Raw genomic sequence first — 22,169 nt, forward strand, 5'->3', positions numbered from 1 at the left:
GGTGCGGTCGGCGAGCATGCTGGCGGCGTTGGCCACAAGCACTCCCAAGCTCCGGGCGCCGTGGGCCGGTGCCCGGAGCTCGCGGCGCGGTTCAGGAGAACTGGATCCCGCCGTCGATCATCACGGACTGGCCGGTCATGTAGTCCGAATCGGGGGACGCCAGGTAGGACACGTAGCTGGCCACGTCCTCCGGGACGGAGACCCGGCCCAGGTGGATGAGGTCGGAGTACTTCGCGATGGCCTGGCCCTTGCGCAAGCCCTCGGATTCGGCCAGTTTCTCGTCGATGAGGTCCCACATCGCGGTGCCGACGATGCCCGGGCAGTAGGCGTTGACGGTGATGCCGTGCTTGGACCATTCCATCGCCGCGGCCTGGGTCAGCCCTCGGACGGCCCACTTCGACGCGGAATAGTGGCCCAGCAACGCGAACGGCCGGTGCGCGACGATCGAGGCGGCGCCGATGATCTTGCCTCCCCCGCCCTGTTCGATCATCTGTTTCGCGGCGGCCTGGTAGCACAGGAACATGCCGCGGGCGTTGACCGCCATCATCCGGTCCCAGTCCTCCGGCGTCAGTTCCAGCAGCGGCAGAACCTGCGCGATGCCCGCGTTCGCGACCATCACGTCCAGGGAACCCAGCGCCTGCACGGTTTCCCCGACCATCGCGGTCACCGCGGCCGGGTCGGACACGTCCGCGGTGACTGTCGCGGAGCGGCGGCCGGCGGCGCGGATTTCCTTGGCTACCGCTTCCAGTTCGCCCGCGTTGGCCGGGATGTCGTTGACCGCGACGTCGTGTCCGTCCGCCGCGAGGCGCAGTGCGATTCCCCTGCCGATGCCCCGGGCGGCACCGGTGACGAGAATGTTCTTGCTCATGCGACAACTCCTTTGTCTTCGCTGGGATCCGGCAGAAATGTAGGCGGCGTTTCGGGGCCGTTCAACGCGGCGGTTGTCTCACTTTGAGACGCTTTTCCCGAGTGGGAGCGAATCGCGCGCGTGCAGGACATCGCCGATGAAGAAGTCGTACAGCAGCACCCCGACGGCGCCGCCGATCAGCGGTCCGACGATCGGAATCCACAGATAGCCGCCGGGACCGGGCAGTGCAGCGTCGCCCCATCCGGCGAGGAACGCGAAGAGCCGCGGGCCCAGATCGCGGGCCGGGTTGATCGCGTAACCCGCGTTCGCGCCATAGGAAAGGCCGATCGCGGCGACGGTGAAGCCGATCAGCAAGGGAGCCATTTTCGGTGTCGACGCCGCGATCCGGCCGTCGATGATCGCGAGCACCACCGCGAGGAGCACGGCGGTGCCGACTACTTGGTCCAGCAGCGGTCCGAGCCAATCGGTGAAATAACGCGCGGGCGCGGTCGCGAAAATGGTGAACGTCGTGTTCTTCCCGTCCGCTCCGGCCGCCGCCTCGAACGCGCGAATGGCCGGGTGGTACACCGCGAAAACCAGTGCAGCGCCCGCGAACGCGCCGAAAAGCTGTGCTCCGCAATAACCGGGGACCCGCCGCCATGGAAACCGCCGCCGCAACGCCATCGCGAACGTCACCGCGGGATTGAGATGCGCGCCGCTGACGCCGCCCGCAAGCAGGACGGCGAACGCGACCGCGAACGCCCAGCCCCACACGATCAGCATCCAGTCGCCGGTGCCCTGGAAGATCACGGTGGGGCCGGCGGTACGGCCCGAGCCGGGCAGTCCGGCCACCGCCATGGCGACACAGCCGTCGCCGAGCGCGATGAGCACGAACGTGCCGAAGAATTCGGCGAGCAGGTCGCCGTAACCGCCGCGGAGCCGTGCGAGGGCTCCCTGCCTGCGCAAAGGTGGTGTGTCGGTCACTGGTCCTCCTTGACCCGAAGTGCCGTTCGCCGCCCGGAACCGTTGCAGGCGAGCAGGGTTGAATACCCGGGCGGCGAGGATTTCCGCTCCGCCCCCGCCCGGGCGGTCGTGATTTCGTCAGGCGTACGCGGTGTAAGGCACGGCGAGCGGATCGCCGTAGCCGCCGCGGAGTCGCACGAGGGCTCCCCGCCTGCGCAAAGATGGTGTGTCGGTCACAGACGGGCAGGCTTGACTACCCGTGCGGCGGCGAGGGTTTCCGCTCGCCGCCCGGGCGGGCGCGGTTTCGTCAGGCGTGCGCCAGATACGGCACTGGGTCAGGGAGTTTCGCCTCGCGGCGGACCCTGGTCGCGAAGCGTTCGATCGAGGCCAGCGCGCTAGCGACATCGCGGCTGTGCACCGCGAACGGCATGGCGTGGATGGTCTCGCCCGCGGCGGTCGCGGCGTCGGCGACCGCGCGCAGGCTGTCGTGGTCGTCGCTGCGCAGGCCGACTTCGGTCAGGGTCGTTGGCAGTCCGACCCGGGTCGTGAACTCGACGAAGTCGCGGACCTCGGCGGACGGCGCGCCTTCCAGCACGAGTTGCGCGATCGACCCGATGTTGACCTTCTGGCCGTGCGCGAGCCCGTGGGTGGCCGCGACCGCCGTCAGTCCATTGTGGATGGCGTGCGCCGCGGCGAGCCCGCCGGATTCGAAGCCGAGGCCGGACAGCAGCGTGTTCGCCTCGATCACTTTTTCCACCGCCGGCGTGACCTGGGAATCGCGCACCGCGTCGACGGCCTGAAGTGCGTTGTCCCACAGCACTTCCCAGCTGAGCTTGGCCAGTGCGGTGCCGGTGACCGTCGGCAGCCCGCCCGCCATCGTCGTCGAGTTCGACTGGGCGGTGGCGCGCGCTTCGAGCCACGTCGCCAGTGCGTCCCCGACCCCGGCGGCGAGCAGTTCGACCGGCGCGTTCGCCACCACCTGCGAGTCGACGAGCACCAGGTCGGGGTTGCGCGGAAAGAACCGGTACTCCTCGAATTCGCCGTTTTCGGTGTAGATCACCGAAAGCGCGCTGCAGGGGGCGTCGGTCGAGGCCACCGTCGGGCAGTTCGCCCAGCGGATCCCGGCGAGGTGGCCCGCGGCCTTCACCGTGTCGATCGCGCTCCCGCCGCCCACCGCGACCGCCACATCGGCCCCAGTTTCTTGCAGGACACCAGCGATCCGATCGACCTCCGCCGCGCTCGGGAGGCCGCGGAACGTCTCCCGCCGCACCGGCAGGCCCGCGCTCTTCAACGACGTCTCGACGTCGTGGCCGACCATCCCCCACACCAGATCGTCGGCGACGACCACCGGCCTCGCCCCGATCGGCGCGAGATATTCGCCGAGCCGCCGGATCGCGCCGGCTCCTTGGACGTACCTGCTCGGGCTGATGACGGTGCGCAGCGACATTGCTGATGCTCCTTCGGGATGTGCCGAATCCATGTCCTTCGACCGGCCGGTGGCCCGATCGTAGGTAGGCGGCAAGCGGAGCGGCGCGACCTGCCGTCTCACTTTGAGACACCCGGCCGGTCCCGCTGAACGTCGCTACGGCGCGGCTGTCCGCGTCACGAGCGAAACTGGCGCTGGTCGATCCCGTACTGGGCCATTTTGCGGTAGAGCGTGGCCCGGGCCATGCCGAGTTCCTCAGCCGCGGCAACCACTGTCGCCCCCTGCTGCGCGAGGCATCGGACGATTTCGTCGCGTTCGAGTGCCTGCAGGCGGTTGAGCCGGTGCCCGGCGTTCGTGAAGATTTCCGCGGGCAGGTGCCTGCTGTCGATCGTCTCCGAGCGGGCGGCGGCGGCCTGGACCACCCGCCGGAGTTGTTTGACGTTCTCCGGCCAGTCGTAGGCGCACAGTGCGCGCGCCGCCGAGGGCGTGAACGCGACGGCCCGCCCTCGCGACTGGTGGGCGAAGTGGTGCGCCAAGGGCAGCACATCGTCCGGCCGGAAACGCAGCGAGGGCGCCTCGACCACGGTGTCCACCAGCGGCAGGAGCGCGGCCGGGACCTCAGCGGAGGCGGCGGTGAGCACGAACGACGCGGCACTGCCGCGCTCGCGCAGCGCCGCGAACCGGGCAGCCAGTTCGCTCGCCGCCCACGCCGGCAACGCGTCGACGCCGGCCACGATCACGCAGGTGTCGTCCTTGCCCAGCTCGGGCTCCCACACCGTGAGCCACGTCTGCACGTCCTCCGGGGCGGGCGCGCGGGCGTTGAGCAGCCGTTCGCGCGAGTGCAGTTCCCGGCGCGCGAGCGCCGCCAGCGCGGTCTTGCCCGCCCCCGGCTCGCCCGTCACGAGGACCGTCCGTCCCCAGCGCATGGCAGCCGAGGCTTCGGAGACCGCGTGCTGCCAGGTCGCCGACAACCGCGGCGGATCGAGCCGGTCGGCATACATCCGGTACACCTCGCCGCGCGGCGCCGGACGCGACTGCCGCCCGGACGCGCGCGCCAGCATCAGCGCGCTGGTGTGCCCGGCCGCGGTCTGCGCGAGCGCGAGCAGCAGCTCCGAGGACTGCTCCGACCAGGTCGTGAGGTTCACGCTGCCCGCCAGCGCACCGCTGATCGGCTCCAGCACCGGGACCGCGGCGCACGTGTAGCCGCGCAGACTGGTGCAGTAGTGCTCCCCCGCGCGCACCAAGGACGGCACGCGGTCGGCGAGCGCTAGCCCCAGTCCATTCGTGCCGGCATTGCTCTCCGCGAAATAGAAGCCCGGCGCCAGGTGGACCCGGTCGAGCGACCGCGTGATCCCCATGTCCCCGCACATCCGGCTGAGGACCAGGCCCTCGGCGTCGGTGAGCATGAGGCTGATCGGCTCGTTCGCGAGCGTCGCGTGCAACCCCTCGAGCACTTCGTTGCCGCAGTCGTACAGCAACGATTCAGTGTCCACCGCACCGCTGAACACCGGGGTGACCTCGTCGCCGGGCACCCCGTAACGCTCGCTGCGCTGCCACGAGGCGCGCAACCGCGGCGCGGTCGAACCTCGCGGCGCGAGCGGCCCCGATTCGCGCGGGCTGTGCGCCATATCGGCCTCCCGGGAGACGCGCCACTGCGTCGGACGGGATCGAGGCTACCCGCGCGCGGGCGCTCCGCAGTGCGGCCGCTGTCTCAAACTGAGACAGCGCGGCCCTGCCTGACCTGCGCCGGGATCCCTACCGTCCGAGTCCGGACGTGCCGATGAGGTCACGACGGGAGAGGAAACCGATGTACACCAAGGACGGGGAGAGCTACTATATCCTGGACGCGCACGTCGCGCTCTGGGACGCCCGGCCGGGCAACCAGCGCAACATCCACGGCAAGCAGTTCATCGACTGCTTCTACGACTACCACCGCAACCTCAGCCCGGAGTCCGAGGTCTGGCCCTACGAGGACTACCTCTACCAGGGCGGCGACCGGCTGATGAAGGACCTGTTCGCCGACGGCTACGTCGACCACGCGATCTTCCAGCCGGCCCTGCTGCCCGCGTTCTACACGAACGGCTTCGGGCAGACCGAGGAAGCGTTCGCGCTGGCCCAGCGGCATCCGGACAAGCTCACCTACAACCACTGCTGGGACCCCCGGTTCGGCGAGGACGGGCTCAAGCAGCTGCGCGAGGACGCGAAACGGTTCGGGCTCAAGGGCGCGAAGCTCTACACCGCCGAATGGTTCGGCGACTCGCGCGGCTGGAAGCTCGACGACAAGTGGAGCTACCGCTACCTGGAGGCGGCCCAGGAGCTGGGCGTCAAGAACATCCACATCCACAAGGGCCCGACGATCCGGCCGCTGGACCGCGACGCGTTCGACGTCGCCGACGTGGACAAGGTCGCCACCGACTTCACCGAGCTGAACTTCGTCATCGAGCACTGCGGGCTCCCCCGGCTGGAGGACTTCTGCTGGATCGCCACGCAGGAGCCGAACGTGCACGCCGGGCTCGCCGTCGCGATGCCGTTCATCCACACCCGGCCGCGGTATTTCGCGCAGATCATCGGGGAGCTGCTGTACTGGCTGGACGAGAACCGGATCCAGTTCTCCAGCGATTACGCGATCTGGACGCCGAAGTGGCTGGTGGAGAAGTTCGTCGACTTCCAGATCCCGGCGGACATGACCGAGTACCCGCCGCTCACCACCGAGGTCAAGAAGAAGATCCTCGGGCTCAACGCGGCGGCGATGTACGACATCGAGGTCCCGGCCGAACTGCGCGTCGCCGACGATCCGGCCGAGGCGACCCCCGACGCGGTGGCGGTCGGCTGATGCCCGCGTTGGAAGAGCGTGCCCGCGACGCGCTGTCCGCCGTCTTCGACCCCGAACTGGACGAACCGATCACCGATCTCGGCTTCGTCCGTTCGCTCGAAGCCCGCGACGGAACGCTGACCGTGCACCTGCGGTTGCCGACTTCGTTCTGTTCGCCCAATTTCGCGTACCTGATGGCATCGGACGCGAAGGACGTGCTGACCGCGCTGCCCGAGGCGGGCCGGGTCGAGGTGCTGCTGGACGACCACCACGATTCGGACCTAATCAACCGCGGCCTCGCCGCCGATGCCGGCTATCGCGGCACGTTCGGCAACGAGGCGGAACAAGACCTCGAGCAACTGCGGGCGACGTTCCGGCGCAAGGCGCACACCGCGGCCATGGAACGGGCGCTCACCGCGCTGCTGCGCGCGGACGGCGACCTGAGCGAAGAGGCGCTGCACGACGTGACGCTCGGCGACCTGCCTGACGACCGGGTCACCGCCGCGCTCCTGCGCCGCCGGGAAGCGCTCGGTCTCGCGGTCACGCCGGACCAGCCGGTGCTCGTCGACGACCTCGGTCGGCCGTATCCGAAGGAGGAAGTACCGCTGCGGCTGCGGTTCGCGCGGTCGGTCCGGATTTCGATCGACGGCAACGCGCACTTCTGCCGCGGCCTGCTCCGCACCCGTTATCCCGAATCCGCGGCCGACCAGGCGCCGCGGCCCGGCTCGCCCGAGGAGGCCCGAGCATCGTGAAAGCAGTCCAGGTCGTCGGCTACGACCAGCAACTTCGGCTCGCCGACGTACCCGTCCCCGAGGTCGCCGGCCCGTACGACGTCGTCGTGCGGATCGGCGGGGCCGGCGTGTGCCGCACCGACATCCACATCCTCGAAGGGCAGTGGGCGGAGAAGTCCGGCGTCGCACTCCCCTACACGATCGGCCACGAAAACGCGGGCTGGGTGCACGCGGTGGGCAGCGCGGTCACCAACGTCGCCGAGGGCGACAAGGTGATCGTGCACCCGCTGATCACCTGCGGCCTGTGCCGCGCCTGCCGCGCCGGCGACGACGTGCACTGCGCGGCCAGCCAATTCCCCGGCATCGACACCGCGGGCGGCTACGCCGAGTACCTCAAGACCTCCGCGCGCAGCGTGGTGAAGCTCGACGATTCGCTGGAACCGGCCGATGTCGCCGCGCTCGCCGACGCCGGGCTGACCGCGTACCACGCGGCGGCCAAGGCAGCGCGGCGGCTGCGCCCGGGCGACCGGTGCGTGGTGATCGGCGCCGGCGGGCTCGGGCACATCGGCATCCAGGTGCTCAAGGCGCTCACCGCCGCCGAGCTGATCGTGGTCGACCGCAACGAGGACGCGGTGAAGCTGGCCGAATCGATCGGCGCGGACCACGGCGTGGTCGCCGACGGCGGGCACGTCGCCGCGGTGCGGGACCTGACCGGCGGCGAGGGCGCGGAGACCGTGCTCGACTTCGTCGGAGAGGGCGGCGCGACCCGCGACGGCGTCGCGATGCTGCGCCGCGCGGGCGACTACCACGTGGTGGGCTACGGCGAAAACATCGACGTGCCCACGATCGACATCATCTCCGCCGAGATCAACTTCATCGGCAACCTGGTCGGCTCCTACACCGATCTGTGCGAGCTGATGGTGCTGGCCGCGCAGGACCGCGTGCGCCTGCACACCGCGACCTACCCGCTCGAGTCCTTTCAGGACGCGCTCGACGACCTGGCCGCCGGCCGCGTCCGCGGACGCGCGATCCTGGTTCCCTGAAACGGAAAACCGCCCCGAGGAGACCGATGATCTTCATCACCGCCAAGTTCCGGGTGAAGCCGGAGCACGCGGACGCGTGGCCCGAGATCTCCCGCGCGTTCACCGAAGCGACGCGGGCCGAGCCCGGCTGCCTCTGGTACGAGTGGTCGCGCAGCCTCGCCGACGCCAGCGAATACGTGCTGGTGGAAGCATTCCGCGACGACGACGCGGGCGCCGCCCACGTCGGTTCCGACCACTTCAAGACCGCGCAGCGCGAGCTTCCGCCCTATCTGGCCGAAACGCCGCGCATCGTGCACGCCAAGGTGGACCAGGACGGCTGGTCCGAACTCGGCGAACTGGCCGTGCGCGACTGACCGGCCCGGTACCGGGAACAGTCCGGCCGGGGCTGGCTTGACGCATGGTCAAGCCAGCCCCGGCTACTCCACGCTGCGCTCAGCCACAGCCCCCGCATACGCACGCAGCAACGCCCGCAGCTTCGCCGCCGCTCGTTCGCCGCGCGACGTGTCCCCGAACGCCGTCAAATGGAACACCAGCCCGTCGAGGGCCAGGAATACCAGTTCGGCCAGGTCGGGGTCGTCGAGGCCGTGTGCGGCGAGTCCGCGGCGCACCGCGTCGCGGTACAGGTCGTTGGCGCGTTCCATGACCGGGCGCAGTTCGGGGCGGCGCCGGGCTTCCATGGTCAGTTCGTATTGGAAGGCCTGTGCGCCCGGATCGGCGGTCACCAGCGAGACCAGACCCGAGGCGAACTCGTCGAAGCCCTCGCCCTGCGACGACAGCTCCGCGCCCTGGACGCTGCGCTCGACGCAGTGCGCGAGCGCCTCCTCCACCAGCGTCCGCCAGTCGCCGAAGTGGTAGCGGACCGAACCGTGGGTGACGCCGGCTTCGGCGGCGACCGAGCGGTAGGTCAGCCCGCGCAGGCCCTGCGCCGCTACCACCCGTACCGCGGCGTCCAGCAGCGCTTGCCGTCCCGTACCGTATGCCAGCCCTGCCATCGCGTCCTTCCCGTCCGGTTGCCTCGGCTCAGCGTAATCCGCGGCGAACCGGACAGGAGGGTCCGGTCACGGCTTCAGCAGCACCGACGTCGACGGGTAGTCGCTCGCGAACCGGTCCGGCAGCGGGGCGACGAACACGTTTTCGGTGCGGGTCCGGGTGATCCGCCAGCCGTCCGGCTCCTTGCGGAAGGCGTTGTTGAGCCGGCTGGAGCGCAGCAACGACTTCCCGTCCGAGAACAGCCACGGCTGCATGTGGATCCACTGTCCGTCGGCGGTGTTGCCGTGCACGTGGATCTGTTCCGAAGTCAGGTAGTGCGCGTTCAGCAGCAGCGCCGGATCCTTTTTCTCGCCCCAGAACCGCTGGAAGTGCTCGCGGATCGCCGGTTTGCCCTCGGCGCGGCCGAACTGGCCGTCGTAGTACTCGCCGACGCCTTCCCACACCGCGTCCTCGGTGTAAAGCTCGAGGATCAGCTCGATCCGCTTCGCGTCGTCGGCCACGCCGTACTCGGGATTCGGCGTGTCGCAGAGGAACATGTAGCGCGCCTGCAGCCGCCGGATGTCGGCCTCGGCTTCGAGCACCTCGACCCTGCGGACCAAAGCCGCCACGGTCTCGTCGGTCATCGATTCCCCTTTCACAGTACGATGGTCACGGTTTTCGCCTCGGTGTTGGCGAGAATGCCCTCGTAGCCCAGTTCGCGGCCGACTCCGCTCGCTTTCAGACCGCCCCACGGGAGCTGAGGGGCCAGCGGCGACCAGCCGTTCACCCCGACCGCGCCCGCTTCGAGCGCGGCCGAAACGGTGTGCGCGCGCCCGACGTCGCGGGTCCACACGGTGGCCGCGAGCCCGTAGTCGCTGTCGTTGGCTATCGCGACCGCCTCGGCCTCGTCGTCGAACGGGATCACCGTGCCGACCGGGCCGAAGATCTCCTCGCGCGCGATCGCCAGGTCGTTCGTGCCGGAGAACACCGTGGGTGCGACGAAAAAGCCCGGGCCGTCCAGGGAATTGCCCCCGGCGACGAGTGCCGCGCCCTCGTCCCGTCCTTTGTGGACATAGCCGAGCACCCGCTCGCGCTGGGCGCCGTTGATCAGCGGGCCCATCGTGGTCGCCGGGTCGAACGGGTCGCCGAGCACCTGCGTCGCCGCGGCGTCGCGCAGCCCGTCCAGCACCGCGTCCAGCACGGGCCGCTGCACGAGGATGCGCGTCCCCGCGGCGCAGACCTGGCCCTGGTTGGTGAAGATCCCCGCCGCGAGGCCGGCCACCGCGGCGTTCAGGTCCGCGTCGGCGAACACCAGCTGCGGGGATTTGCCGCCCAGCTCCAAGGTCGTCCGCTTGAACGTGTCCGCGGAGTTGCGGAGGATGCGCCGCCCGACGCCGGTGGAACCGGTGAAACTGACCTTGTGCACGCCAGGATGCCGCGCGAGCGCCTCGCCGGTGACCGAGCCCCGACCGGTCAGCACCTGGATCACGCCGGGCGGGAAACCGGCCCGTTCGGACAGCTCCGCGAGCTGCAGGATGGACAGCGACGCGTCCTCCGCCGGCTTCACGATCACCGTGTTGCCCGCGGCGAGCGCGGGAGCCAGCTTCCAGCCGAGGATCATGAGCGGCGAGTTCCACGGCACGATCGCGGCGATCACGCCGACCGGTTCGCGGCGGGTGTAGGAGTGGGTCGGCGCGCCGAAATAGCCGTCGGTGGGAACGAACTCGCCGGTGATCTTGTCCGCCCAGCCCGCGTAGTACCGCAACGACGCCACGAGATTCGGCACGAACATGCCCTGCGCGATCCCGGCCGGCGCGCCCATGTCGAGCGACTCCAGCCGCGCGAGTCCCTCGGCCTCCTGCTCGACCAGGTCCGCCAGCCGGGAAAGCAGCAGGCCTTTCCGGGACGGCGGGGTCGCCGCCCACTCCCCCTTCAACGCCCGCGTCGCGGCCCGCACCGCGCGGTCCACGTCGGCCTCGTCGGCGGCGGCGATCTCCGCGAGGGGTTCCTCCGTCGCCGGGTTGAGCGTGGTGAATCCCGGCGCACCGCCCTTCGTCCAGACGCCGTCCAGGAACAGCGCGGTCACGGTGTCAGTCATGCGGTTCTCCTTTGCGAGTGGCGCGCGAGGTACCACGCGCCAGCGGCGATGCCGCCTTCGGTGACGGTGAGGACGGCGAGCGCCGCCGATCCGGAGTGGTGCCCGGTTCCCACCGCGAGATGGATCGCGACCATGGCCGCGGCGTTGCCCGCGACCAGCCGCAGCGCGGACCGGCCGCCGCGCCACAGGTGCGCCGCGCACGGCAGGCACAGCACAGCCATGCCCGCGAAAACCGCTGTCAGAGCGGGCGTGTGCGCGGCGACAGCGACGTGGGCGAGCGCACCGGCCATCGCGAACACGGCGAGCCAGCGGCACAGCGCCAGCTCACGGCCCGGCATGACCGGCAGTGCCGCAGCAGCCGGATTTCCCGCTGAGGTCAGGCACGTCGAGGGTCGGGTTGCGGTCGAAGAAACCGTCCGGCTTGAGCTTGAACCCGGCGTAGTCGACCGGCATGATCGGCCAGTCCTCGGTGCGCACGAAATGCGTCAGGCCGAAGGTGTGCCACAGCACCACGTCCTCCCCGTCGATCGGCCGGTCCCGCGCGGTGTAGGCGGGCAGCCCGTCGTCGCCCGGGTTCTGGTTCACCGTGTAACCCGAGGGCCACAGTTGGTCCCGGTCGTACCGCGAGACCCAGAGGTGCTCGCGGGCGAATGCCGCCCGGCGGGCGATCGAAGAGTTTTCGTCGGCCAGCAGCGCCGGCTGGCCTTCCGGGTGCAGCACGTACGAGGTCGGCTTGCCCAGCCGGTTGGTGCGCTCCGTGCTGGAGATCGCCCACACCCGGTTGAGGTGGTTCGCCGCCTTCCGGCGGGCTTCGCGTTCGGTGCGCAGCCGGGTGCGCTTGCGGCCGATCGCGTTGCCCCACGGGTTGTTCCCGCCCATCGGCACCGGCGCGACGTCCAGTTCGTCCACGCAGTTGCGCACCCCGTCGACGGTCAGGTCGAGGCGCACCGAGAACAGGTGCTGGTGCACCGGGGCGCCGAGGCCGGGCGCGAGCTCGCTGAAGTGCGGGTCCGCGCCGTCGTACCCGGACGGGAACGGGATGCCGGTGGCCTTGGTTTCGAACTCGATGGTGCCGTCGAGGTAGAAGTACCAGTAGAACCCGTAGTCGTAGTTGCCGACGGTGCCGAAGAACGACACCACGAGCCGGCGCTGCCGCCGCGTCTGCGAGGTGCCGGTGAAGATGTCGTTGTGCTTCCACAGCACGCCGAAGTCCTCTTCGTGGATGCAGATCGCGTTGCGGATCAGCTGCGGGCGCAGGTGGTCGTCGGCCACGACGGCGTCGGCGTAGGTGATTTCGCCGAGGCAGTCGCAGCCCAGCTCCAGCGAGTTCGCGAGCCGCCCGAACTGGTACTCGCCGAGGTCGAAGTAGTTCTGCCAGCCGTGCGTGGGCCCGGGATCGCCGTAGTTGACCACCATCTCCGCGACCGAGGCCCGATAGACGACCGGCCGCCGCACGCCACCGTCGGCATAGGACACCTGGTGCAGGGTCAGCCCCTCGCGGCCGTTGAACCCCAGCCGCAGCTGCCAGTTCTGCCACGACAGGACGCCGTCGTCGTACTGGAACGAGACGCCTTCGGGCTGGGTGATGGAAATCGGCCTGAGGTCGGTGCGCTGCGGGCCGCGGACGGCGTCGTGCAAGTAATCGCCGGACTCCTCGGGCACGTGGTCGACATGCGTCTCCACGACCCGCAGCACCCGCCGGTTGCTCACGTCGACGTGCGCGATCACCCCGCCAACCGGATGCGCCCACGGCGGTTCGCCGGGGTGCGGCTGGTGGAAGGAGAGCACGCGGTACACGCGGGTGCCGACCTCGTCGGGATAGCCGAACACCCCGGCCGACAGCGGCACCGTCCGGACCTTGCCGACATCGGCGACGCCGCGCTTGGCGACCGCGGCGAGCCACTGCTCGTCGCTCTTGACGATCTCGTCGACCAGGTCGTAATCCTCGTCCAGGCACGGGCCGAAGCCCACCTCGGCCGGGTCGAGCACCGTGCGCGAGACGACCTCTCCCGCGGTCAGGTCCACCACCGCGGTGCTGAGGCCGAGCGGTTCCAGTTCGGTCACCAGCACCGACACCTCGCGCGGCAGCGGGGTCCGCCCGTCCCAGGCGAGGACGTCCTGCTTGTCCGGTTCGCGGAGCAGGACGTAGGAGAACCGGGTCGTCGCGGACACGAGACCGGCTTCCTCGAGAATCCTTCGCGCGGCTTCGAGTTCGGCCGCGGAGAGCACAGCCAGCGGATGCGGGGCGGCGTTCTCGCCGTCGACGGGCGACACGGGCAAAGTTTGAGTGGACATAAGCCTTTCCTTGGTCAGGGGGAAGAAGTCAGGCGGGTTCGGTGGCCGGGGCCGGTGCGCCGCGCGGCACTGTCCGGGGCGAACGCAGAAGCCCGGCGGCGAACACGACGGGCACGATTGCCAGCAGCAGCCACACGGTCGTCGCGCTGCCTCCGGTGAGCACTCCGAAGTTCCGCACCACCTGGCTGAGGATTCCGAGCATCAGCACGGCGGAGAGGACCGGCGCGAGCAGTGTGGTCCAGAGATTGCGTTCGGCGCGGGTGCGCCGGAAGTAGCCGATGACCGCCGCCGAGGTGAGCGTGTACAGCACCACGAGTGTCGCGACGGCCAGCCCGGACAGCCAGCTGAACAGCTGGTTGACCGGGTCCATCCCGGCCGCCGCGAAGGGCAGCACCACCACCGCGGCCAGCAGCGACTGCGCCAGCGAGGCCGCGGCCGGCGCCTGGTGCCGGTTGGTGCGCTCCAGGACCGGCGGGAACAGGCTGTGCCCCGCCATGGTGTGGAAATAGCGCGTGATCATGTTGTGGAAGGACAGGATCCCGGCGAACAGCGAGGTCGAGAGCAGCACGTCGGCCGCGGTCCCCGCCCACTCCCCCAGCACGCTGTTGAGCGGCGTCACCGCGAAGGAAGCGGGGTCGGCCTGCAGCGCCGTCCGCGCCGCCTCCTGCGCCTGCCCCGCGCCGTAGAAGCAGACCAGCGTCCAGGTCAGGAACGCGAGGAACACCGCGATCAGGACGACCGCGATGTAGGTCGCGCGAGGCACGGTGCGCCGCGGGTCCTTCGCCTCGCCCGAGTAGATCGCCGTCGATTCGAATCCGAACATCGACGCGATCGCGAACATGATGGCGACTCCGGGCGCGCCGGCCAGCACCGCTTTCGGGCCGAAGCTCGCGGGAACGTCCAAAGCGGACCATCCCTTGGTGACGACCACGCCGACGGCGAACCCGGCCAACAGCAGCAATTCGAACGCAACGAGCACGGCGAGCACACGGGCGCCGAGTTCGATCTTGCGCGAGCCGAGGAACCACACGACGGCGATCGCGCCCGCGACGCAGGCCCACCACGGCACGGAAATGCCCGCGTGCCGGGACAGCAACCCGGACAGGCTGGCCCCGAACAGGCCGTACATCGCGATCTGGATCGCGTTGTAGGACAACAGGGCCAGCGCGGATCCGCCGGAGCCCGCGCGACGGCCGAGCCCCGCCTTGATCACGGCGAAAAAGCCGCCGCGGGTGTCCACGTGCCGCGTGATCGTGGTGAACCCGACCGCGAACAGCACGATCACGACGCCGACGACGAGATAGGCGCCGGGTGCGCCCGCCCCGTCCCCGAGCGCCACGGCGAGCGCGGCCGCGCCCACGATGCTCGTCAGCGGCGCTTGCGCCGACAGGACGAAGAACAGGATTCCGGGAACGCCGAAAGCGTTCCGCTTGAGATCGGTCTGGTGCTGGACTTGCGCGTTCGACATTGAGCGCCTCCGCCGGGAACGGCTCGGCGGCGCCTGCGCCGGCGCCGCTGGTGTTGCCGACAACCTTCAGCGCCAGACCCAGAACTTGTCAAGTGGATAGTTTCGCGGATTCATGCACGTTGGCGATGAATCCCGCTGTCTCGCCAGGGGTATCGCGAAGACCGGTTTCGCCCCCGGCCGCCGGACTGTCCGGAATGGACAGTCGCGTCAGGAATTCGCCAGGGAGAGGTTGAACGAGTACCGCGAAGCCCGGTACACATGCCATCCGTACTCGACGACCCGGCCCGTCTCGTCGTAGGTCGTGCGCTGCATGGTCAGCAACGCGGCCCCCGGCTTCTCGTCGAGCAGTTCGGCGTCCTCGGCGGTCGCGAGGCGGGCGCCGATGTTCTGCTGCGCGGAGTGCAGGCGCAGGCCGGTCCCGCGCAGCAGCTGATACAGGCCCTTCTCCCGCAGGTCCTCGTCCGACGGGTCGATCAGGCCGTCCGGGAGGTAGTTGTTCATCACCGCGAGCGGCTCGCCGCCCGTCGAGCGGATCCGCTTCAACCGGCGCACGCGCGTCAGCCCGGGGACTTCCAGCAGCCCGGCGGCCTCCGCGTCGGCGTCCTCCACGCGGTTGCACAGCACCGTCGTCTCCGGCGTTCCGCCCAGCCCGGCGAGGTCGTCGTACAGGCTGCTCAGCCGCAGCGGACGGGTGACCTTCGTGCGCACCACCTGGGTGCCGACCCCGCGCTTGCGCACCAGCAACCCCTGGTTGACCAGCGACTGGATGGCCTGGCGGACCGTGGGACGGGACAGCCGCAGCCCGGCCGCGAGGTCCAGTTCGTTCGCCAGCCGCGCGCCCGCCGGCAGGCGGCCGTCCTCGATCGCGGCGTGCAGCTGGCGCGCGACCTGGAAGTACAGCGGTTCGGGGCTGGCCGGATCCACCGCGATCTCGCGCGCGGGGTCCCAAGCCGGACTGGCGTTCATCCTCGGGAGCCTACCGACTCAGGTGCCGATGACCTAATGTCCATATGTCTTGACAAAGTCCCTCGGGGTCCTGCACTGTCAGAGGGCGGAGCCACCGCGGCAGGCAGGAGGACGCGACGATGACCACGGGGTTCGACCTCGTCACGATGGGCCGGATCGGGGTGGACGTCTACCCCGAGCAGATCGGCGTCGGGCTGGAAGACGTCACCTCGTTCGGCAAGTATCTCGGCGGCAGCGCGACCAACGTCGCGGTCGCCGCCGCCCGGTACGGCCGGGCCTCGGCGGTGATCACCAAGACCGGCGACGATCCGTTCGGCCGGTTCCTGCACCGCGCGCTCGCCGGATACGGCGTGGACGACCGGTTCGTCGGGACGTCGCCGCGGCTGCCGACGCCGGTGACGTTCTGCGAGATCTTCCCGCCGGACGATTTCCCGCTCTACTTCTACCGTTTCCCGAAAGCGCCCGATCTCGACATTTCCGCCGATGAACTCGACTTCGACGCGATCCGCGCGGCGAAGGTGTTCTGGGTGACGGTGACCGGGCTGTCGCAGGAACCGAGCCGTTCGGCGACGCTGGCGGCGCTGGAGGCCCGTGGTCGCAGGGGGATCACGGTGCTGGACCTCGACTACCGGCCGATGTTCTGGGACTCGCGCGAGCAGGCCCGGGAATGGGTCGGCAAGGCGCTCGAACACGTCACGGTCGCGGTCGGCAACCTCGACGAATGCGACACCGCGGTCGCCGTCCGCGAACCTCGGGAGGCGGCGAAAGCGTTGCGGGACAAGGGGGTCTCGCTCGCCGTGGTGAAGCAGGGCCCGAAGGGCGTGCTCGCGGTGGACGACTCCGGCGAGGTGGAGGTGCCGCCGGTGCCGGTGGAGGTCGTCAACGGCCTCGGCGCGGGCGACGCGTTCGGCGGCGCGCTGGTGCACGGGCTGCTGTCCGGCTGGGACACCGCGCGGGTGATGCGGTTCGCGAACGCGGCCGGCTCGCATGTGGCCGGGCAACTGTCCTGTTCGGACGCCATGCCCACCGAAGACCAGGTACTGCGCAAGCTCGGAGGAAAAGAATGAATACGGTCGAGCGGATCGTCGCCAAACGCGTGCGCGATCCCGAAGCGATCGCCGAGGCCGCTGCCGTGCGCGTGCGGGCCAAGTCGCCGTTCAACGACAAGGGCCGCACGATGATCATCGCCGCGGACCACCCCGCGCGGGGCGCGAACGCGGTCGGCTCCGATCCGCTGGCGATGGCCGATCGCGGCGAACTGCTGGAGCGGCTGTGCCTCGCGCTGGAACGCCCCGGCGTCACCGGCGTGCTCGCGACCCCGGACATCGTCGACGACCTTCTCCTGCTCGGCGCGCTGGACGGCAAGACGGTGATCGGGTCGATGAACCGCACCGGGCTGGCCGGGTCGAGCTTCGAGATCGACGACCGGTTCGCCTGCTACGACGCGGAAACCATCGCGCGCATGCGGTTCGACGGCGGCAAGACGCTCACCCGGATCTGCCTCTCCGACCCGGCGACGCCGAACGTCCTGGAGAACACCGCGAAGGCGATCGACGCGCTGGCCGACCGGAAGCTCGTCGCGATGGTCGAACCGTTCCTGTCCGAATGGGTCGACGGCCGGATCAAGAACGACCTCTCCCCCGACGCCGTGATCCGCTCGATCACCATCGCGTCCGGGCTCGGCCGCTCGTCGGCCTACACCTGGCTGAAGCTGCCGGTGGTCGCCGAGATGGAGCGGGTGCTGGCGGCCTCGACGCTGCCCGCGGTGCTGCTCGGCGGCGAGGTCAAGGACCCGGACGCGGCGTTCGCGTCCTGGCAGCAGGCGCTCGCGCTGCCGACTGTGCAGGGTCTCGTGGTCGGACGGTCGCTGCTCTATCCGCACGACGGCGACGTGGCAAAGGCGGTCGATACGGCGGTGGGGTTGCTGTGAACCGGTTCAGTCTCGAAATCACTCCCGAATCGGCCGGATGGGGCTACTCCGGCCTGCGCGTGCTGGAACTCGACGGTGCCGAGACCGTCTCCACCGGCGACGCGGAAACGCTCGTGCTCCCGCTGTCCGGCAGCTGCTCGGTGTCGGTCGACGGCGAGACGTTCGAGCTGGCCGGGCGCACCGGCGTGTTCGACGCGGTCACCGATTTCGCTTACCTGCCCAGGGATGCCGAGGCGACGATCACCGGACAGGGCAGGTTCGCGCTGCCCTCGGCGAAGACCTCGAAGCGGCTGCCCGCGCGCTACGGCCCCGCCGACGGCGTGCCGACGGAACTGCGCGGCGCGGGCAACTGCAGCCGCCAGGTCAACAACTACTGCCTGCCGCACACCTTCGACGCCGACCAGCTGCTCGTCTGCGAAGTCCTTACACCGGGCGGGAACTGGTCGTCCTATCCGCCGCACAAGCACGACGAGGCACGCGAGGGCGAAAGCGAACTCGAGGAGATCTACTACTTCGAGGTCGCCGGCGACGGCATGGGCTACCAGCGCGTCTACGGCACTCCCGAGCGCCCGATCGACGTCCTGGAAGAGGTCCGCACCGGCGACGTCGTGCTGATCCCGCACGGCTGGCACGGCCCGTCGATGGCCGCGCCCGGCTACGACCTGTACTACCTCAACGTGATGGCCGGCCCCGGACCCGAACGGGCGTGGCTGATCTGCGACGACCCCGCGCACGCGTGGGTCCGCCAAACCTGGGAATCCCAAGACGTCGACCCGCGGCTGCCGTTCGGAGGCGCACGATGAGGCTCACCACCGCGCAAGCCCTGGTGCGGTTCCTGGCCAACCAGTACTCCGAGCGCGACGGCGTCGAACACCGGCTGATCCCCGGCTGTTTCGGGATCTTCGGGCACGGCAACGTCGCCGGGATCGGGCAAGCGCTGCTGCAGGCCGCCCGCACCGGCTCCGACGACCTGCCGTACTACCTCGCGCGCAACGAACAGGGCCAGGTCCACGCCGCGACCGCGTTCGCGAAAATGCGCAACCGGCTCCAGGCCTTCGCCTGCACCGCGTCCACCGGCCCCGGCTCGACGAACATGATCACCGGAGCCGCCCTCGCCACCACGAACCGGATCCCGGTCCTGCTGCTGCCCAGCGACATGTTCGCCACCCGCGGCCCCGACCCGGTGCTGCAACAGCTGGAGGACACCCGCGGCGGCGACGTCACGGTCAACGACGCGTTCCGCCCGGTGTCGAAGTACTTCGACCGGATCACCCGGCCCGAACAGCTGATCTCCGCCGCCCTCGCCGCCATGCGCGTGCTGACCGACCCGGTCGAGACCGGCGCGGTCACGCTCGCGCTGCCGCAGGACGTGCAAGCCGAAGCCTACGACTGGCCCGAGGAGTTCTTCCGGAGCCGCGTCTGGCACATCGACCGCCCGGTGCCCGAACCGGAAGCACTCGGCCGCGCGGTGGACCTGCTGCGCGCCGCGAAGGCCCCGCTGATCGTTGCTGGCGGCGGCGTCGTGTACTCCGAGGCTTGGGAAGAACTGCGCGCCTTCGCCACCGCCACGGGGATTCCCGTCGCCGACACGCACGCGGGCAAGGGCGCGGTCCCGTGGGACCACCCGAGTGCAGTCGGCGGCATCGGCTCCACCGGCACGTCCGCCGCCAACGCGCTCGCCGCGGAAGCCGACGTCGTGCTGGGCATCGGCACCCGCTACAGCGACTTCACCACCGCGTCCCACACCGTGTTCGGCAATCCGGCCGTGAAGTTCGTGAACCTCAACGTCGCGCGCCTCGACGCCGCGAAGCATTCCGCGGAAATGGTGCTGGCGGACGCGAAACGCGGCATCGCCGCCCTGCACGAAGCCCTCGCCGGATGGCAGGTCGACGACGCGTACCGGACGCGGGCGCGGCTGCTGGCCGACGAGTGGAACCGCACCGCGGACGCCTGCTTCGCCGTCGGGCATCAGCCGCTTCCCGCGCAGACCGAGATCCTCGGCGCGCTCAACAGCGAACTGGACGACCGCGACGTGGTCATCAACGCCGCCGGCTCGATGCCGGGCGACCTGCAGATGCTCTGGCGCGCCCGCGATCCGAAGGCCTACCACGTCGAATACGCCTACTCGTGCATGGGCTACGAGGTCGCCGCGGGCGTCGGCGCGAAAATGGCCGCGCCCGACCGGGAAGTGGTCGTGCTCGTCGGCGACGGCTCGTACCTGATGATGGCGCAGGAAATCGTCACGATGGTCGCCGAAGGGCTCAAGGTGATCATCGTGCTCGTGCAGAACCACGGGTTCGCCTCGATCGGATCGTTGTCGGAATCCCTTGGCTCGCAACGATTCGGCACTTCCTACCGGTACCGTGCCGACAACGGCCTGCTCGAGGGCGGCGTACTGCCCGTCGATCTCGCCGCCAACGCCGCCGGTCTCGGCGCGACGGTGCTCCGCGCGTCCACTGTGGACGAGTTCCGGGCCGCGGTGAAACAGGCCAAGGCGAACTCCACGACCACCGTCGTGCACGTCGAAACCGACCTGCTCGGCCCCAACCCGCCCGGATCGGCGTGGTGGGACGTGCCGGTCAGCGAGGTGTCCGACCTGGACTCGACCCGAGCGGCGCGCGAAACCTACGCCGACGTCAAACGCAAACAGCGCCCGTACCTCTGACCGACCTCTCGACGAGGAGCGAAGTGAACACCATCGAACACTGGATCAACGGCGTCTCCACCCCCGCCGGTTCCACCCGCACCGCGCCGGTCTACGACCCCGCTACCGGCAAACAGCAGTCCGCCGTCCTGCTCGCCGAATCGGCCGACGTGGACACCGCCGTCGCCGCCGCCGCGAAGGCCGCCGAGTCCTGGAGCGAATCCTCGCTCACCCAGCGCACCCGGATCCTCTTCGCCTTCCGCGAACTGCTGGTCAAGCACGAGGACGAGCTCGCCCGCGTCATCTCCAGCGAACACGGCAAGGTCGTCGACGACGCGCGCGGCGAGATCGTGCGCGGCCGCGAGGTCGTCGAATACGCCTGCGGCATCGCCGACGCGCTCAAGGGCAGCTTCTCCGACCAGGTCTCCCGCGGCGTCGACGTGCACGACTTCCGCCAGCCGCTCGGCGTTGTCGCGGGCATCACCCCGTTCAACTTCCCGATCATGGTGCCGCTCTGGATGCACCCGGTCGCCATCGCCGCCGGCAACACCTTCGTGCTCAAGCCCAGCGAACGCGACCCGTCCGCGTCCAACCTGGTCGCGCGGCTCTACGCCGAAGCCGGCCTGCCCGACGGCGTGTTCAACGTCGTGCACGGCGACAAGGTCGCGGTGGACGCCCTGCTGGACCACCCGGGCGTGTCCGCGGTGTCGTTCGTCGGCTCCACGCCGATCGCCAAGTACGTGCACGAGCACGGCACCGCGACCGGCAAACGCGTCCAAGCCCTCGGCGGCGCGAAGAACCACGCCGTCGTGCTGCCCGACGCCGACCTCGAGTACGCCGCCAACCACCTCACCGCCGCCGCGTTCGGCTCCGCCGGGCAACGGTGCATGGCGATCTCCGTCGCGGTCGCGGTCGGCGACGCCGGCGACCGGCTGATCGGCGTGCTGGAACGCAAGGCCCGCGAGGTCAAGGTCGGCCCCGGCTCCGACGCCACGAACGACATGGGCCCGGTCGTCACCGCCGCCGCGCGCGACCGCGTGGTCACCGCCGTCGCCCGCGGCGCCGAAGAAGGCGCGACCGTGGTGGTCGACGGACGCGGCCACTCGGTCGACGGGCACGAGGAAGGCTTCTTCGTCGGACCGTCCCTTTTGGACCACGTGACCACCGAAATGCAGGCCTACCGCGAGGAAATCTTCGGCCCGGTGCTGGCGGTCGTCCGAGTGTCCACAGTGGACGAAGCGATTGCGCTGATCAACGCCAACCCGTACGGCAACGGCACCGCCATCTTCACCGGGAGCGGCGAAGCGGCCCGCCGCTTCCAGCGCGGCGTGCATGTCGGCATGATCGGCGTCAACGTGCCCATTCCGGTCCCGATGTCGTACTACTCGTTCGGCGGCTGGAAGGACTCCCTCATCGGCGACAGCCCGATCCACGGCCCGGCCGGAGTGCGGTTCTATACGCGCGCCAAGGTGGTCACCACGCGGTGGCCGGAGACCGAGGCGCACGGGGCGGCGTTCAACTTCCCGACTGCCAACTGAACCACGACGAAGGGGCGCACCCGGCCGGGCGTGCCCCCTTCACTGAGGTTTTCTCGTCAATGCCAGGGACTTAAGCTGGGCGGCTTCGGCCTGCGGACTGTCCGCACAGGACACCAAACCCGCCGAAATGCCCGACTGATATCCGTCTGACCGTATCCGTGAGTCCGTGAGGGGCCCCTTGAGGGAATCAGATTCCCTCAAGGGGTCCCTCACAGACCGCACACCGCGCTTCCGCCCGACCGGCCCGCCTGCCGACAGCCAGCCCAGCCTTCCCGACCCGGGCAGACGCGCTCCCCACGCACCCGCAGGGCCGCCTTAAGTCCCTGGCACTGGAGGTTTTCGCGTACGTGAGGGGAACCCTGAGGGAATCTGATTCCCTCAGGGTTCCCCTCACGTACGCCGGCACCAGCCCAACCGCGCCCCTCGGCCAGAAGCAGCT

20 protein-coding genes are annotated in these 22,169 nt (G+C 69.9%); 9 read left to right on the plus strand and 11 right to left on the minus strand.

Annotated elements, in window-relative coordinates:
- Positions 1 to 91: 91 nt before the first annotated feature.
- The 4 genes from PUT80_RS23465 to PUT80_RS23480 all read right to left on the minus strand — a co-directional run bounded on the left by PUT80_RS23465 (position 92) and on the right by PUT80_RS23480 (position 4,864).
- The gene (locus PUT80_RS23465) at positions 92 to 868 is read right to left on the minus strand and encodes an acetoin reductase (protein ID WP_275293459.1); all 777 of its coding nucleotides are present in this window, start codon (positions 866 to 868) and stop codon (positions 92 to 94) included.
- A gap of 78 nt (positions 869 to 946) precedes the next feature.
- Positions 947 to 1,831 (minus strand): MIP family channel protein, encoded by an 885-nt coding sequence (locus PUT80_RS23470; RefSeq protein ID WP_037814443.1) that lies wholly within the window; start codon positions 1,829 to 1,831, stop codon positions 947 to 949.
- 286 nt (positions 1,832 to 2,117) lie between these two features.
- Positions 2,118 to 3,257, minus strand: coding sequence for a glycerol dehydrogenase (locus PUT80_RS23475; protein WP_275293460.1), 1,140 nt, complete (start codon positions 3,255 to 3,257; stop codon positions 2,118 to 2,120).
- A gap of 155 nt (positions 3,258 to 3,412) precedes the next feature.
- The gene (locus PUT80_RS23480) at positions 3,413 to 4,864 is read right to left on the minus strand and encodes a helix-turn-helix domain-containing protein (RefSeq protein ID WP_051171511.1); all 1,452 of its coding nucleotides are present in this window, start codon (positions 4,862 to 4,864) and stop codon (positions 3,413 to 3,415) included.
- 179 nt (positions 4,865 to 5,043) lie between these two features.
- On the opposite strand from PUT80_RS23480, the gene PUT80_RS23485 reads away from it, so the two are divergent.
- From PUT80_RS23485 to PUT80_RS23500, 4 genes are read left to right on the plus strand one after another with little or no spacing between them, the layout of a single operon-like run.
- The gene (locus PUT80_RS23485) at positions 5,044 to 6,069 is read left to right on the plus strand and encodes an amidohydrolase family protein (protein WP_134666042.1); all 1,026 of its coding nucleotides are present in this window, start codon (positions 5,044 to 5,046) and stop codon (positions 6,067 to 6,069) included.
- Positions 6,069 to 6,800: an iron-sulfur cluster assembly protein gene (locus tag PUT80_RS23490; RefSeq protein WP_037814447.1), complete on the plus strand. Its 732-nt coding sequence runs from the start codon at positions 6,069 to 6,071 to the stop codon at positions 6,798 to 6,800. The genes PUT80_RS23485 and PUT80_RS23490 overlap by 1 nt, the downstream gene beginning before the upstream one ends.
- Positions 6,797 to 7,822 (plus strand): NAD(P)-dependent alcohol dehydrogenase, encoded by a 1,026-nt coding sequence (locus PUT80_RS23495; RefSeq protein WP_134731621.1) that lies wholly within the window; start codon positions 6,797 to 6,799, stop codon positions 7,820 to 7,822. Before PUT80_RS23490 ends, PUT80_RS23495 begins: the two co-directional genes overlap by 4 nt.
- A 26-nt stretch (positions 7,823 to 7,848) precedes the next feature.
- Positions 7,849 to 8,175 carry a putative quinol monooxygenase gene (locus PUT80_RS23500; protein ID WP_275293461.1) on the plus strand — a complete coding sequence of 109 codons (327 nt, stop codon included), beginning with the start codon at positions 7,849 to 7,851 and terminating at the stop codon, positions 8,173 to 8,175.
- Positions 8,176 to 8,238: 63 nt separating this feature from the next.
- On the opposite strand, the gene PUT80_RS23505 is transcribed toward PUT80_RS23500, so the two are convergent.
- The 7 genes from PUT80_RS23505 to PUT80_RS23535 form a co-directional block, all read right to left on the minus strand.
- On the minus strand, positions 8,239 to 8,814 hold the full coding sequence (locus PUT80_RS23505; RefSeq protein ID WP_275293462.1) for a TetR family transcriptional regulator: 576 nt from the start codon (positions 8,812 to 8,814) through the stop codon (positions 8,239 to 8,241).
- Positions 8,815 to 8,880: 66 nt separating this feature from the next.
- Complete coding sequence (locus PUT80_RS23510; RefSeq protein WP_275293463.1) at positions 8,881 to 9,435, minus strand: nuclear transport factor 2 family protein; 555 nt, start codon at positions 9,433 to 9,435, stop codon at positions 8,881 to 8,883.
- Positions 9,436 to 9,446: 11 nt separating this feature from the next.
- A complete protein-coding gene (locus tag PUT80_RS23515; protein WP_275293464.1) occupies positions 9,447 to 10,889 on the minus strand; it encodes an aldehyde dehydrogenase family protein in 1,443 nt (480 codons plus the stop codon).
- Positions 10,886 to 11,227, minus strand: coding sequence for a hypothetical protein (locus PUT80_RS23520; protein WP_043827562.1), 342 nt, complete (start codon positions 11,225 to 11,227; stop codon positions 10,886 to 10,888). The genes PUT80_RS23515 and PUT80_RS23520 overlap by 4 nt, the downstream gene beginning before the upstream one ends.
- A complete protein-coding gene (locus PUT80_RS23525; RefSeq protein ID WP_275293465.1) occupies positions 11,214 to 13,184 on the minus strand; it encodes a primary-amine oxidase in 1,971 nt (656 codons plus the stop codon). Before PUT80_RS23525 ends, PUT80_RS23520 begins: the two co-directional genes overlap by 14 nt.
- Before the next feature lie 28 nt (positions 13,185 to 13,212).
- Positions 13,213 to 14,652, minus strand: coding sequence for an APC family permease (locus tag PUT80_RS23530; RefSeq protein ID WP_275293466.1), 1,440 nt, complete (start codon positions 14,650 to 14,652; stop codon positions 13,213 to 13,215).
- 207 nt (positions 14,653 to 14,859) lie between these two features.
- Positions 14,860 to 15,618 carry a GntR family transcriptional regulator gene (locus PUT80_RS23535; protein WP_275293467.1) on the minus strand — a complete coding sequence of 253 codons (759 nt, stop codon included), beginning with the start codon at positions 15,616 to 15,618 and terminating at the stop codon, positions 14,860 to 14,862.
- 119 nt (positions 15,619 to 15,737) lie between these two features.
- Between PUT80_RS23535 and iolC the strand changes: the two genes are divergently transcribed.
- Genes iolC through PUT80_RS23560 form a run of 5 tightly spaced genes read left to right on the plus strand, consistent with a single transcriptional unit; the run spans position 15,738 to position 21,730 of the window.
- Positions 15,738 to 16,685 carry a 5-dehydro-2-deoxygluconokinase gene (gene iolC, locus PUT80_RS23540; RefSeq protein WP_275293468.1) on the plus strand — a complete coding sequence of 316 codons (948 nt, stop codon included), beginning with the start codon at positions 15,738 to 15,740 and terminating at the stop codon, positions 16,683 to 16,685.
- A complete protein-coding gene (locus PUT80_RS23545; RefSeq protein ID WP_037814461.1) occupies positions 16,682 to 17,548 on the plus strand; it encodes a hypothetical protein in 867 nt (288 codons plus the stop codon). Before iolC ends, PUT80_RS23545 begins: the two co-directional genes overlap by 4 nt.
- Positions 17,545 to 18,351: a 5-deoxy-glucuronate isomerase gene (gene iolB / locus PUT80_RS23550; protein WP_037814462.1), complete on the plus strand. Its 807-nt coding sequence runs from the start codon at positions 17,545 to 17,547 to the stop codon at positions 18,349 to 18,351. Before PUT80_RS23545 ends, iolB begins: the two co-directional genes overlap by 4 nt.
- Positions 18,348 to 20,213 (plus strand): 3D-(3,5/4)-trihydroxycyclohexane-1,2-dione acylhydrolase (decyclizing), encoded by a 1,866-nt coding sequence (iolD, locus tag PUT80_RS23555; protein ID WP_275293469.1) that lies wholly within the window; start codon positions 18,348 to 18,350, stop codon positions 20,211 to 20,213. The genes iolB and iolD overlap by 4 nt, the downstream gene beginning before the upstream one ends.
- A gap of 23 nt (positions 20,214 to 20,236) precedes the next feature.
- Positions 20,237 to 21,730 (plus strand): CoA-acylating methylmalonate-semialdehyde dehydrogenase, encoded by a 1,494-nt coding sequence (locus PUT80_RS23560; RefSeq protein ID WP_275293470.1) that lies wholly within the window; start codon positions 20,237 to 20,239, stop codon positions 21,728 to 21,730.
- Positions 21,731 to 22,169 lie beyond the last annotated feature (439 nt).

This window comes from Amycolatopsis sp. La24 (assembly GCF_029087445.1).
In the GTDB taxonomy this organism is placed as follows: domain Bacteria; phylum Actinomycetota; class Actinomycetes; order Mycobacteriales; family Pseudonocardiaceae; genus Amycolatopsis; species Amycolatopsis nivea.

What these genes read in the sequence shown, in the direction of transcription:
- PUT80_RS23465 (WP_275293459.1), bottom strand. Translation starts at nt 868, where the DNA reads ATGAGCAAGAACATTCTCGTCACCGGTGCCGCCCGGGGCATCGGCAGG.
- PUT80_RS23475 (WP_275293460.1), bottom strand. Translation starts at nt 3,257, where the DNA reads ATGTCGCTGCGCACCGTCATCAGCCCGAGCAGGTACGTCCAAGGAGCC.
- PUT80_RS23480 (WP_051171511.1), bottom strand. Translation starts at nt 4,864, where the DNA reads ATGGCGCACAGCCCGCGCGAATCGGGGCCGCTCGCGCCGCGAGGTTCG.
- PUT80_RS23485 (WP_134666042.1), top strand. Translation starts at nt 5,044, where the DNA reads ATGTACACCAAGGACGGGGAGAGCTACTATATCCTGGACGCGCACGTC.
- PUT80_RS23490 (WP_037814447.1), top strand. Translation starts at nt 6,069, where the DNA reads ATGCCCGCGTTGGAAGAGCGTGCCCGCGACGCGCTGTCCGCCGTCTTC.
- PUT80_RS23500 (WP_275293461.1), top strand. Translation starts at nt 7,849, where the DNA reads ATGATCTTCATCACCGCCAAGTTCCGGGTGAAGCCGGAGCACGCGGAC.
- PUT80_RS23505 (WP_275293462.1), bottom strand. Translation starts at nt 8,814, where the DNA reads ATGGCAGGGCTGGCATACGGTACGGGACGGCAAGCGCTGCTGGACGCC.
- PUT80_RS23510 (WP_275293463.1), bottom strand. Translation starts at nt 9,435, where the DNA reads ATGACCGACGAGACCGTGGCGGCTTTGGTCCGCAGGGTCGAGGTGCTC.
- PUT80_RS23515 (WP_275293464.1), bottom strand. Translation starts at nt 10,889, where the DNA reads ATGACTGACACCGTGACCGCGCTGTTCCTGGACGGCGTCTGGACGAAG.
- PUT80_RS23520 (WP_043827562.1), bottom strand. Translation starts at nt 11,227, where the DNA reads ATGCCGGGCCGTGAGCTGGCGCTGTGCCGCTGGCTCGCCGTGTTCGCG.
- PUT80_RS23525 (WP_275293465.1), bottom strand. Translation starts at nt 13,184, where the DNA reads ATGTCCACTCAAACTTTGCCCGTGTCGCCCGTCGACGGCGAGAACGCC.
- PUT80_RS23530 (WP_275293466.1), bottom strand. Translation starts at nt 14,652, where the DNA reads ATGTCGAACGCGCAAGTCCAGCACCAGACCGATCTCAAGCGGAACGCT.
- PUT80_RS23535 (WP_275293467.1), bottom strand. Translation starts at nt 15,618, where the DNA reads ATGAACGCCAGTCCGGCTTGGGACCCCGCGCGCGAGATCGCGGTGGAT.
- iolC (WP_275293468.1), top strand. Translation starts at nt 15,738, where the DNA reads ATGACCACGGGGTTCGACCTCGTCACGATGGGCCGGATCGGGGTGGAC.
- PUT80_RS23545 (WP_037814461.1), top strand. Translation starts at nt 16,682, where the DNA reads ATGAATACGGTCGAGCGGATCGTCGCCAAACGCGTGCGCGATCCCGAA.
- iolD (WP_275293469.1), top strand. Translation starts at nt 18,348, where the DNA reads ATGAGGCTCACCACCGCGCAAGCCCTGGTGCGGTTCCTGGCCAACCAG.